Annotated in this window: 9 protein-coding genes; 6 read left to right on the forward strand and 3 right to left on the reverse strand. The window is 53.7% G+C overall.

Annotated elements, in window-relative coordinates; translation table 11 throughout:
* The 4 genes from ptsP to HBO05_RS27885 all read left to right on the forward strand — a co-directional run.
* A partial coding sequence (gene ptsP / locus HBO05_RS27870; protein WP_172314848.1) for a phosphoenolpyruvate--protein phosphotransferase occupies positions 1 to 1910 on the forward strand: 1910 nt, incomplete at its 5' end.
* A gap of 25 nt (positions 1911 to 1935) precedes the next feature.
* Entirely contained in the window at positions 1936 to 3642 is a 1707-nt protein-coding gene (gene nagE / locus HBO05_RS27875; RefSeq protein ID WP_172314850.1) for an N-acetylglucosamine-specific PTS transporter subunit IIBC, read from the forward strand.
* 261 nt (positions 3643 to 3903) lie between these two features.
* Positions 3904 to 4665: a chitin disaccharide deacetylase gene (chbG, locus tag HBO05_RS27880; RefSeq protein WP_169957346.1), complete on the forward strand. Its 762-nt coding sequence runs from the start codon at positions 3904 to 3906 to the stop codon at positions 4663 to 4665.
* A 43-nt stretch (positions 4666 to 4708) separates the two neighbouring features.
* Positions 4709 to 6532, forward strand: coding sequence for a hybrid-cluster NAD(P)-dependent oxidoreductase (locus HBO05_RS27885; RefSeq protein ID WP_178123994.1), 1824 nt, complete (start codon positions 4709 to 4711; stop codon positions 6530 to 6532).
* A 595-nt stretch (positions 6533 to 7127) separates the two neighbouring features.
* Here HBO05_RS27885 and HBO05_RS27890 read toward each other — a convergent pair.
* The 3 genes from HBO05_RS27890 to HBO05_RS27900 form a co-directional block, all read right to left on the reverse strand.
* A complete protein-coding gene (locus HBO05_RS27890; protein WP_172314854.1) occupies positions 7128 to 7691 on the reverse strand; it encodes an isochorismatase family protein in 564 nt (187 codons plus the stop codon).
* Positions 7651 to 7917 (reverse strand): hypothetical protein, encoded by a 267-nt coding sequence (locus HBO05_RS27895; RefSeq protein ID WP_172314844.1) that lies wholly within the window; start codon positions 7915 to 7917, stop codon positions 7651 to 7653. Before HBO05_RS27895 ends, HBO05_RS27890 begins: the two co-directional genes overlap by 41 nt.
* Positions 7918 to 8452: 535 nt before the next feature.
* Positions 8453 to 9328: a helix-turn-helix transcriptional regulator gene (locus tag HBO05_RS27900; RefSeq protein ID WP_172314856.1), complete on the reverse strand. Its 876-nt coding sequence runs from the start codon at positions 9326 to 9328 to the stop codon at positions 8453 to 8455.
* Between the two features lie 460 nt (positions 9329 to 9788).
* Here HBO05_RS27900 and HBO05_RS27905 point away from each other — a divergent pair, with 460 nt between their 5' ends.
* Positions 9789 to 10649, forward strand: a complete 861-nt coding sequence (locus HBO05_RS27905; RefSeq protein ID WP_172314858.1) for a hypothetical protein — start codon at positions 9789 to 9791, stop codon at positions 10647 to 10649.
* A gap of 190 nt (positions 10650 to 10839) precedes the next feature.
* Positions 10840 to 12102: an MFS transporter gene (locus tag HBO05_RS27910; protein ID WP_346343168.1), complete on the forward strand. Its 1263-nt coding sequence runs from the start codon at positions 10840 to 10842 to the stop codon at positions 12100 to 12102.
* Positions 12103 to 12162 lie beyond the last annotated feature (60 nt).

The following is a 12162-nucleotide window of genomic DNA, read 5'->3' on the forward strand; positions in this document are numbered from 1 at the left end:
GCCAGTCGCAGCTGCATTTCGCCGGCAAGTCGGCGTCGTGCGCCAGCCTGATCGGCCTGATGGGGCTGGGCATTGGTGAGCAGGACGAGGTACAGGTCACCTGCCTGGGCAAGGATTGCGACGCGGCGTTACAGGCATTGGTCGCGGCCTTATCCGTCGTCATTAAAGAAGAACACCACGTCCCGGCCATCGTCGTTCCACGCCGGGCAAACAGTGAAGCCGGTGTGCTGCAAGGTGTGTGTGCTGCGCCGGGACTGGTCTACGGGCCGCTGTTTCGCCTGACTGGTATCGAACTGCCGGCCGACACCGGCAACCATTCTGCCGACGAACAACTGCAACGCCTGAACGCAGCGTTGGATCAAGTGCGCAGCGAAATCCGCACGACACTGAAGCATGCCCGCCAGCGTAAGAACGTCGAGGAAGAGGAGATCTTCGCGGCGCATCTCGCCTTGCTGGAGGACCCAACACTGCTGGAGGCGGCTACCGGCGCCATCGAAAACGGCAGCGCCGCTACCCACGCCTGGCGCGATGCGATCCAGGCGCAATGCGGGGTGTTGCTGGCCTTGGGTAAACCACTGTTCGCCGAGCGTTCAAACGATCTACGGGATCTGCAACAACGCGTATTGCGAGCTTTGCTCGGTGAAGCCTGGCAATTCGGATTGCCTGCCGGCGCGATCGTCAGCGCCCACGAGTTGACGCCGTCTGACCTGCTGCAATTGAGTGCCCAGAAGGCTGCCGGCCTCTGCATGGCCGAAGGCGGTGCGACTTCCCATGTGGCGATTCTGGCTCGTGGCAAAGGCTTGCCGTGTGTGGTAGCGCTGGGCGCCGAAGTACTCGATGTTTCCCAAGGCCAACGGGTGGTGCTCGACGCCGTCAACGGGCGCCTGGAACTGGAACCCACCGAAGCACGCCGCGCCGAAGTGCACCAGATTCGCGACGCACAGAAGCTGCGTCGCCAACAGCAACAGGCCCAGGCCCAACAGCCGGCGAACACCATTGATGGCACGACCATCGAAGTGGCCGCCAACGTTGCCTCCAGCGCCGAAGCCCAGGTTGCTTTTGAGAGCGGCGCCGATGGCGTCGGCCTGCTGCGCACCGAATTTCTCTTCGTCGACCGCCGCACCGCGCCGGATGAGCAGGAACAGCGCCAGGCCTACCAAGCTGTGCTGGATGCCATGGGCGACAAGTCCGTGATCATCCGCACCATCGATGTGGGCGGCGATAAGCAGCTTGATTATCTGCCGCTGCCGGTCGAAACCAACCCGGTGTTGGGCTTGCGCGGTATTCGCCTGGCTCAGGTCCGCCCTGAGGTGCTCGACCAGCAACTGCGTGCCCTGCTGCAAGTAAGCCCGCTGGCGCGTTGCCGCATCCTGCTGCCGATGGTCAGCGAAGTCGACGAGTTGCTGCACATCCGCCAGCGCTTCGATGAGCTGTGCAAAGAGCTGGAACTGACCCAGCGCCCCGAACTAGGAGTGATGATCGAAGTGCCCGCCGCTGCGTTGATGGCCGAGCAACTGGCCAAGCACGCGGACTTCCTGTCCATTGGCACCAATGACCTGTCCCAGTACACCCTGGCCATGGACCGCGACCACGCCGGCCTCGCCGCGCGGGTCGATGCGTTGCACCCGGCGCTGCTGCGGCTGATCGCCCAGACCTGTGCCGGTGCGGCCAAGCACGGGCGTTGGGTCGGCGTGTGCGGAGCCCTCGCCTCCGACCCGCTGGCCACCCCGGTGCTGGTCGGTCTGGGCGTCAGCGAGCTGTCGGTGAGCTCGCCGCAGATCGGTGAAATCAAGGACCGCGTCCGCCACCTGGACGCGGCGCAATGCCGGCAACTGAGCCAAGGCCTGCTCGACCTGAGCAGTGCCAAAGCCGTCCGCCAAGCCTGTCAACACCACTGGCCGCTGAGCTGATAACAACAACAAAAGGAGACATGCCATGTATCAACATTTCATCGAAGGCCTGCAACGCCTGGGCCGGGCACTCATGCTGCCGATCGCGATCCTGCCGATCGCCGGCCTGCTGCTACGCCTGGGCGACACCGACCTGCTGAACATCGCGGTGATGCACGACGCCGGGCAGGCAATTTTCGCCAACCTCGCGCTGATCTTCGCCATCGGCATCGCCGTGGGGTTCGCCCGTGACAACAACGGCACGGCGGGTTTGGCCGGTGCGATTGGTTACCTGGTGATGGTCTCCACCCTCAAGGGGATGGACACCTCCATCAACATGGGCATGCTTGCGGGTATCGCCAGTGGCTTGATGGCAGGCGGACTGTATAACCGCTTCAAGGACATCAAGTTGCCGGAGTACCTGGCGTTCTTTGGCGGGCGGCGTTTTGTGCCGATTATCACGGGGTTCAGTGCGGTTGGACTGGGGGTGATCTTTGGTTTGATCTGGGCGCCGATCCAGCACGGTATTGACAGCTTCGGCGTGCTGCTGATGGAAAGCGGCAGCCTCGGCGCGTTTGTGTTTGGGGTGGTCAACCGCCTGCTGATCGTCACTGGCCTGCACCACATCCTCAACAATATGGCGTGGTTTGTGTTCGGCACCTTTACCGATCCGGTGACCGGCGCCGTGGTCACTGGCGACCTCGCCCGCTACTTCGCGGGCGACCCCAAAGGCGGCCAGTTCATGACCGGCATGTTCCCGGTGATGCTGTTCGGCCTGCCCGCTGCCTGCTTGGCGATGTACCGCAACGCCCTGCCTGAACGCCGCAAAGTCATGGGCGGGATTTTCCTGTCGATGGCGCTGACCTCGTTCTTGACCGGAGTGACTGAGCCGGTTGAATTCGCGTTCATGTTCCTCGCGCCATTCCTGTATCTGGTCCATGCGGTGCTGACGGGCCTGTCGATGGCTGTCACCAATATGCTGGATATCCACCTGGGCTTTACCTTCGCCGCAGGGGTTATCGACATGGTGCTGGGTTGGGGCAAGTCCACCAATGGCTGGTTGGTGTTTCCTGTGGGGTTGGCTTACGCGGTGATCTACTACAGCGTGTTCAACTACTGCATTCGTCGGTTCAACCTGAAGACGCCGGGGCGTGAAGATATCCAGGTGGTACAGGCCGAAGCGATGAGTGATAACCAGCGGGCCAGTGCCTATATCCGCGCCCTGGGCGGCGCCGCCAACCTGCTCAGCGTCGGCGCCTGCACCACCCGTCTGCGCCTGGACATGGTCGACCGCAACAAGGCGGTGGACGCGGAGCTGAAGGCACTCGGCGCGATAGCTGTTGTGCGGCCAGGGAGCGGCGGGAGTTTGCAGGTGGTGGTCGGGCCGATGGCGGATTGCATTGCTGATGAAATTCGGTTGGCCATGCCTTCGTTTGTTGCCAGAGCACCTGTGTCGGTCGTGCCCTTGGATAAGCAGGTGGCGGTGACTGTGCAGGAGGCCGAGAAATGGCTGAGTGCTTTGGGTGGCAGGGGGAATGTGCGGCAGTTGGAAGCGGTGGCGATGACGCGGTTGCGGGTGGAGTTGGGGGATGAATCGGGGTTGTCCGAAGCTGATCTCACTGCGCTGGGTTGCCAAGGTGTCAGCCAACTGGAAAGCGGCGTTTGGCACCTGTTGATTGGTGACAAGGCCACAGGCTTGGGTGAGGCGCTTGAGTGCTTGGTCGGTGCTCAGCAGACCGGGGCGGGCGCTTAAAGGGGTGGTATGCCCAAACCGCCGAAATTTCCGTCGGGCCTATAAATGCGTGTTTTGAGATTGGATGGCGTTGCAGCGTTTTTTTGACCTCAATCAACGACGGCATCAAAAACGCGGACTACTTCAGATCTCCCTTAGGGAGACGTTGATTTATACAAAAAATCAGTTGTTGACCCCTGATAAGTCAAGGCCTCCCTAGGCTCCGCTTCTCTGCTTTAGCCCGCTATTCAGAGGAGTATTGAAAATGACGAGAGGAGCAAAATGAAAAAAATCTTAATTGTTAATGCCGATGACTTTGGCATGAGCAAAGGCCAGAACTACGGGATAGTTGAGTCCTATAATAACGGCATCGTCACTTCGACAACCGCCATGGTTACCTCTCCTTATGCGTTACACGCAGCTGAACTGAGTCAGAAAAACCCAGGTTTAGGCGTCGGGCTTCACGTTGTTTTGACCTATGGACGTCCGTTAACGGCTATGAAAAGTCTGGTTAATGAAGCCGGGGATCTAGGTAAATGGTTGTGGGAATATGCAGAAAAGGGAATGCTGAAACCCGCAGAGATAGCAGTTGAATTAAATGCGCAATTTGAGAAGTTCATAGAGGTTTTTGGGAAGGTCCCTACACATTTGGACAGCCATCATTTTGTGCATATGCTGCCAGAAATTTATCCCGTGGTTGAGAGCTTCGCAAGCAGCAAATCATTGCCTTTGCGGATAGATCGCACTGAAGCTAAAAAATTTAATATTCAAGTAAGTACTTCCCGCTCCACCAATTATTTCGATTCCAGTTTTTATGGAGAGGCCGTTTCAGAGGCGCTTATCCTGCAAATACTAGAGAATGCCGATAAGAGAGGTGATATGAGTCTTGAGATAATGTGTCACCCCGCATTTTTAGATGAAGTCATTCTAAAGAGTTCATATTGCTACCCCCGGATTAAAGAAGTTGATGTTTTGACCTCCCTAGCGCTCAGGAAAGAAATCATATCCTGCGGATATAGCTTGGAAAACTACTCTTCGATCTGAAGATTTCAAATCGGCCTAAAAATATCCGGAGGATCAGGTGATCTTGACGAATAAACCTTATTTAACTGAGATAACATTTTATCCTGTTAAATCGACTGGTGGAATTAGCCAATCACAAGTGTGGGTTGAGAAGCAGGGGATTGCGTTCGATCGCCGCTTTATGGTGGCGCGTGAAGATGGCGAGATGATAACGGCCCGTGAGTTCCCGCAGTTACTTAATATAACCGCTACGCTATTTGCGGAGGGGTTATATTTAACCTGTGCGCAATGTAAACGTCTCGTATTAAAGTATTCAGACTTTATGATGCTTGAGGCTGGCACCAATGTGTTCAAGGATAACTTTATTGCCTTTACTACTACCGATGAGGCGAATCAATGGTTTTCGGCTATTTTGAGTGCCCCGGTGCAACTGCTTTATACCGGTGAACAATCAAATAGAACGCGTGAGGCTATTCCATTTAACATCAGTTTCGCTGACGGTTACCCTTTGCTTATCATCAGTGAGGCCTCTTTGGCCGCGCTGAATGAGCGCAGCATTGAGAATGTCTCAATGACCCATTTTAGACCTAATCTAGTGGTCAGTGGAACGAATGCTTTCGATGAAGATAGCTGGAAGCGAATTCGTATTGGTGCCGTTATCTTTGAGGGAGTTAAACCCTGCACGCGATGTATTCTCACAACGATTGATCCGAAAAGCACAACCTTCGATGCAAAAAAAGAGCCGTTAAAAACACTGTCTGAATTCATAAGCGATGAACAAGGAAATATTAAATTCGGGCATAATCTTGTTGCCCTCAACGAAGGAGTGATTAGAGTAGGAGATTTTATTGAGGTTTTAGAAGAGAAGCCCCGGGAGGTATTTAACGCCAGTACCACTAAAAGCCTAAGTCTGATTTGTGTTAAGCGGGAGAACGTCTCTCACGATATTTGTACTTTCTGGTTTGAATCTGGAAACGGCAATTTACTCCCCTCATACCTTCCAGGGCAACATCTTCCTATAACACTTAAAATAGACGGTCAGTATTTCACGCGTCGCTATACGCTATCGTCAACACCTTCACGCGCGGGACTATATGCAATATCGGTAAAACGAGCACCCGATGGGCGTGTCTCGAACTGGTTACATGACCACTTGCAGGTGGGGCACAAGTTAGCTATCGAATCACCTGCCGGTGAATTCTATCTCGATATTACTGCTGATAAGCTTTTATTGCTTGCTGCGGGCAGCGGTATCACACCAATGATTTCTATGCTGCGTTACCTCTATGATAATAAAAGGCATATTGATATTTATCTCTACTATCAATGCCGTACTCGGGAGGACATAGCTTTTAAATCAGAGATTGATTATCTTCAGAGCGTTAACCCCAATCTAAAAATTATTATCGCATTAACCCGGCCTGATGAGTTATGGGGCGGGCCAAAGCGACGCCTAGATACTCAGTTGCTCAAGGGGATTCCTAAGGTAAACGAGCGGCAGGTATTTGCCTGTGGTCCTGATGAATTCATGAAATATGCTAAGCGTGAATTATTGATACTCGGTGTGCCTAAGTCACATTATCATCAAGAAACGTTCAATATTGCTATTGTTCCTCAAGCTGAGTTTAGGTCCGTTAACCTGATGGTCAATGGAGTCGCCTTCTTAGGCGATAATCAGCAGCCTTTATTGCTTCAAGCTGAGCAAGCGGGTGTGCAATTACCTTATGGATGTCGGGCAGGGTTTTGTAGGCAATGTAAAGTTAGAGTCGTTTCTGGATTCGTTGACCAACAAAGTGCATCAGCGTTATCTGCAGAAGAACAACTGAGCAATCATGTCTTGACCTGCTGTGCGGTTCCATTAACAGACTTGGTAGTGGAATCTGCGTGACTTGAGGTATAGAAATTTCAAACTTCCAGCTTATGGAGAAAATGCTGCTCTCTGCGCATATCGAGGATCGACTGCCGGGCAACACCCCGTACGGCTCAGCAGAAAGGACGCTGTTTTTGCTGGGCGTGATGAATACCCGTAGCTACACGCGAGTCGTCTTTGTTCAGTTTGAATGAGCAGCTTACTGGACATCCATGTGATTGGTAAAACACGACTAGGGGCTGAGCTTTTACGTAGTCCTAGAAGTGCTACAGTCCCGCCAAACCATAGAGGGAACGACATGCGGATTTTTATAGCGGCGGTAGCGGTGGTGTTGCTGGCGGGGTGCGCTTCGAGTTACGTTGATATTCCAAAGCCCCACGAAACTCAAGAGTGCATGACCTACAGGTCAATGATGACCGCGCCTATGGCGCCGGATGCGATGCAACGATTGAAGGCAGCGTGCGAGCATTCGAGATATCAGTAGCTTTCGAGTTGCGCTGTGGCAGCCAACCGCCCAACTAGCGCCGGGCTTTTTGCATCTGGCGCTATCGACTGTTATCGCATCAATGGGTGCCTCATACTGAGGCTGAGTGGTTAAGGAAGCCTCTTAGCCTTACGTGAACTGTGCGATCACTTCGTCCGATGACATAACATCGGCATATTCATCACCAAGTATTGCCAAGGTTAGGTCGTAAACAGTTTTGGCGTCCCAGGTCTTTCCATTCGCCCCGACGACGGGCACAGCAGTTGTGGCGTTTGAGGGAAGAATGATGCTGTATCCGAGTGCTTTGCCCGCACGGACCGTGGCATCCATGCTGTTATGAATGACGACCCCCGTTAGCACCAACTGCTTTGCTTTCATCCCTTTGAGAGTGGCGTCCAACTCGGTGCCAATGAAGGCGCAGTTTTCGTGTTTGATGATGACGACTTCTCCCTTTATCGGGGCAACGACTTCCTTGATGCCATTCCACGGGCCATGGACGTAATAACTAGATGTAGGAGTTTGTTCATCGTGCTTCACGTGCAGAACTGGCCAGTCGTTTGATCGCCATAGATCAAGAAGGCGTTGGATTACCGCCATGTACCCAGGATTATTTTTTCCGTCCCAATTCGGGCGGTCAATGGCGTCTTGAACGTCAAGGATAACCAGGGGGATAGGGCTGGGTTGATCCTTCATGTGATTTCAGTTCCTTCAGGTGGGGCGAGCGGATTGAGCTTGCTGTAACAATCTGTTCCCAGCAACTGGTCGAACATGAATCCAACGCGTCGCGAACGTTGTCGGCTATTTCTGTGCCACCTTGCTGCTCAACCCAGTTCGTAAGCTCCATGATGGCTGCCTCAAGGGCGAGTTGGTTTTCGTTAATTTTGGACAACAGGGAAGGGAGCAGATCTGAGTTCTGCATCGGTGTTCCTCGTTGGAGTGAACAGCGTAGCAGTTGGGGATTAGCAACCTGCTCAAAGGAACGTCCCCTCCCGACCCAGAGTGTGTAAAAAAGTTTAGTCAAAAATGAGGTACGCGCGTTTACGTTAAATCTGAAATTTTTTGGTACGTCAGCAGTTGTTTGTTTTGCGCAGATGCAAGATTTCCAGTCTGCCTCTTAGTACGTCTCGCGTTCAAAAACGGTTTTACACAGCCTCAGCCAATAGCGGACATTTAAAGGACGAGTTCAACTGCCGTTTTGCAGACGTGCAGAGAGCGCAATATGCCGGCTCGATTTACGCACTTGAGTTAGAGGTGGCGGCCTAGGTGGAAGGCGTTGTAACCATGTTGAATGTGCGGGCCAGTCCGCATAAAACGTATGTGTTTGATGACTTCAAGTTGAACGCTTCCTCGCTTGGAGTCGCATGACCGTAGGGCCAAATTCCAAGCAGCAAACGTTTGAACTGGCTTACATCATTGAATTTGACACTGGATAACGGTGTAAGGCCCGTTCCTGGCTATAGTTTAGCCAACAGTTTGCTCAGCTCACGCTTTGCAGCTTCACCCGAATGTGCGCGCTCAAGCAAACGGTAGGTCATTGACTTGTACATTTCAACGGCCTCGGGAGACGAGGTTACGCTGGCGATGCCGGTGTGAATATTGGGCAGTTCGCCGAGGCGATAGGGGCTGACAGCGACATAGCTGGTGTGCGCTTGCTCGAAAATCTGGAAGGTTGCACTGGGCAGGGTTTCGTCGATCAGGTAAATATTGAATCGCGAGCCTTCGCTACCGATCTTGTCAATCAGGTGCTCGACTTCGCGTCGCGCCAGCAGTGAGCGCTCCATCCTTACGCTGGGTGGCAGATCGAGCCGACCGACGAGACCGATGTGCAAGTAACGCTCAATCTGGCGCAGACTGATGATCGACTGCACTTCAAATTTCTGTTTTGAAAAGGTCGCCTTACGTTCGTTGAGAATCTCAAGAATTTGCGCCTGCATGGCTGCCTGAGAGATGTCGAAATTCTCCGGTCTGGCTTCGTCGAGCATGGTCTTGAACAGTTCAGTGTAAGCGGGTGAGGTCAGAAGGTAGGAAAACGGGTCGAAATATGACTGAATGCGCACCGAACGCGCTTCCAGTTGGCGCATACGTTCGAAGTAACCCAGCGCATTGTCGAAGTATTCGGTGTCGGACCCCAGCAGGCTGGTCAAGGACACCTTTAGTAACTGAGCCAGTCGATCCAGGGTTTCGAGTTTGACGATTTTCCCTAACTCCAGGCGATAGACCGCCGCACGGGAAATACCGAGTTTCTCGGCTACCTGATCGGCGTTCAATTGGCGACCGATGCGGTATGCCCGAAGACGCTCACCGATGGCTTGGTAGTCGATTTGGCTCACTGCTACTCCAAAATGCTGATGCCCAGTAAGTGAAAAGCGCTGCTCCAATCACTCCTGAACTGACAATACGAGCCGTTCACGCGACCCAAATAAGGAATCTGTTGACGTTGTCACGACTTCAAAGTATCAATATTTAGACGAAAAGTAATCGCTCGTCTAAAAAATACAAAAAAGGTGCGCCCATGTCCATGAATATCCCACCCTAAGTTCCCTTGTCGAACCTATCATCCGGGATGATTTTCGGTGGCAAAACGTTTTCACCCAGATTGAAAACCATGAATTCGGTGGCTCTTCTTGAAGCGCGGCGGGGTTCGTTACGCTCGAAAAAGCTCCCGGAGAATCTCATTCACCATAATCCCTGACCTTGCTGCACCTGAAAAAAGATGTGAGGCCGTCAACAGGTAACTCTGAATGCGCGACCTTTTACGCCTCCAAATCAATAAAAATACGGAGCACTTCCATGAGTTATTCAACCGCTACTCCTTCGTTGCTGTTGTTGTCACTCGCCTTACTGGGGCCTAGCGTGCTGGCGGCGCCTGGCTTCAGCGACACGTTGATCGGCTACCGCTACAGTGAGCACTACACCGATCCCGGCAAAAGCAAAGACGTGGCAAAGAACATTCTGCAAGTGACGCATGTCAGTAGCTATCGGCGGGGACAGAACTTCATCAACCTTGATGTATTCAAGTCCGACAGCACTGACCCTGCCAAAGGCGGTGGCACCGGTGCCACCGAGTTTTACCTGACATATCGTAACCAGTTGCAATACGGCAAGGTGTTTGACAAGTCGCTGGCGTTCGGCCCGGTCAAGGACGTGGCCCTGACCACTGGTTTCGATCTAAACACCAAGAACAACGAGTTTGCTTCCGAAAAGCGCCTGCTGGTGTTTGGCCCAACGCTCAAGTTCGCCTTGCCCGCCGGTTTTCTCGATGCCAGCGTGCTTTATGCTCGGGAATGGAACCACTGCGGCTTGAATGTGTGCGGCAAACCCGGCAATCACACCGACTTGTTGTTCGACCCGTTCCTCCAATTCAATCTCACCTGGGGTGTGCCGTTCATGGCAGGCCCACTACCCCTCAAGTTCCAGGGCTTTTACACCTATAGCAGTGAAAAAGGCGACGACTATCAGAACCGCCCAACGGCCGCCGAGCAGTTGATGCGCACTTCATTGATGCTGGATGTCGGGCAGTTGGGGTGGGGCGAGAAAAATGTGCTGTGGATCGGTCCGGGCTACGAGTACTGGCGCAACAAATTTGGCAACGAGAGTGGCCCGGGTACGGATGTCGATGCGTTATCGATCAACTTGGAATGGCACCTTTAGACCGGAGGTCTTAATTTTTCGCCTAGCCAGTATCAAAAATTAGACAATGTGTCTCATTTGTTCGTAGACTCAGCGCTTCGCTCCGGCGGAATGAAGGACGGCGCTGCTTCCTTCCAGGGATGAGTCAGGTGGATGATCCGAATCACGGTTCATCTGCATCAACAAGAAATAACAATAAGAGGTAATGACTGTGAAGACTCACAACGATTCAAGCCCCGCCAAGGCGGATGCGTCACCGCGCAAGGCGTTGATTGCCAGTGTCACCGGTTATGCCATGGACGGGTTTGATTTGCTGATCCTAGGCTTCATGTTACCGGCCATCACCCTTGGCCTGGGGCTGACCACCTCCGAGGCCGGTTCGCTGGTGACCTGGACCTTGCTCGGCGCCGTGGCCGGCGGCCTAATATTCGGCCAACTCAGTGACCGTTACGGCCGAGTCAAAATGCTCAGCGTGTGCATTCTGGTGTTCTCGATTTTCACCGGTCTGTGCTCGCTGGCCCAAGGGTATTGGGATTTGCTGATCTACCGCACACTCGCCGGGTTTGGCCTGGGCGGCGAGTTCGGCATCGGCATGGCGTTGATCGCCGAAACTTGGCCGGCCAACAAGCGTAACCGCGCATCGTCCTATGTCGGTATGGGCTGGCAGGCAGGTGTTTTGGCTGCGGCGCTGTTGACGCCATTGCTACTACCGCATATCGGCTGGCGCGGGATGTTCCTGGTCGGACTTATACCGGCGCTGCTGTCCTTCGTGATTCGCCACACGATGTGCGAGCCGGAAGAGTTCGTCAAAGCCACAGTAAACCCAATCTCCTTTACCCAGCGCTTTGGACAACTATTCAAGGATGTGCCAACCACCAAAGCCAGCATCGGCGTGATGGTACTAACCTCAGTGCAGAATTTCGGTTACTACGGGATCATGATCTGGATGCCCAGTTACCTTTCGCGCCAGTTCGGATTCTCGCTGACAGCATCCGGTACTTGGACCGCTGCTACGGTGGTGGGGATGGCCTTCGGCATCTGGTTATTCGGCCAACTGGCTGACCGCTTCGGGCGCTGGCGGATATTTTTGCTCTATCAGGCTAGCGCGGCGGGTATGGTGTTGGTTTATGCCAACCTGACTGACCCAATCAGCATGCTGTTTGCCGGCGTGGTGATGGGCATCTTCGTCAACGGCATGATCGGTGGCTATGGTGCTTTGATCTCGGATCTCTATCCAGCTCAAGTCCGGGCTACCGCGCAAAACGTATTGTTCAACGTCGGGCGCGGGGTCGGTGGATTCGGGCCGCTGGTAGTGGGAGCGATTGCTTTAGCTTATTCGTTTTCGGCAGCAATCATGCTACTTGCCTCTATCTACCTGTTGGCGATGGCCGCCACTCTGTTGCTGTTGCCACGCAGTCAGGGTGACAGCGGTGAAGCAGGGCTGGCGAACCCAATCACTGCGCAGCAAAAGTAGGTACATAAGACGGGCCGACAGGAGTTCTAAAATATTGCAAAAATCGTATCAAAAATTAGA

Origin of the sequence: Pseudomonas sp. WS 5079 (assembly GCF_012985465.1) — a bacterium.
Taxonomy (GTDB): domain Bacteria; phylum Pseudomonadota; class Gammaproteobacteria; order Pseudomonadales; family Pseudomonadaceae; genus Aquipseudomonas.

What these genes read in the sequence shown, in the direction of transcription:
- nagE (WP_172314850.1), top strand. Translation starts at nt 1,936, where the DNA reads ATGTATCAACATTTCATCGAAGGCCTGCAACGCCTGGGCCGGGCACTC.
- HBO05_RS27895 (WP_172314844.1), bottom strand. Translation starts at nt 7,917, where the DNA reads ATGCAGAACTCAGATCTGCTCCCTTCCCTGTTGTCCAAAATTAACGAA.
- HBO05_RS27890 (WP_172314854.1), bottom strand. Translation starts at nt 7,691, where the DNA reads ATGAAGGATCAACCCAGCCCTATCCCCCTGGTTATCCTTGACGTTCAA.
- chbG (WP_169957346.1), top strand. Translation starts at nt 3,904, where the DNA reads ATGAAAAAAATCTTAATTGTTAATGCCGATGACTTTGGCATGAGCAAA.
- HBO05_RS27905 (WP_172314858.1), top strand. Translation starts at nt 9,789, where the DNA reads ATGAGTTATTCAACCGCTACTCCTTCGTTGCTGTTGTTGTCACTCGCC.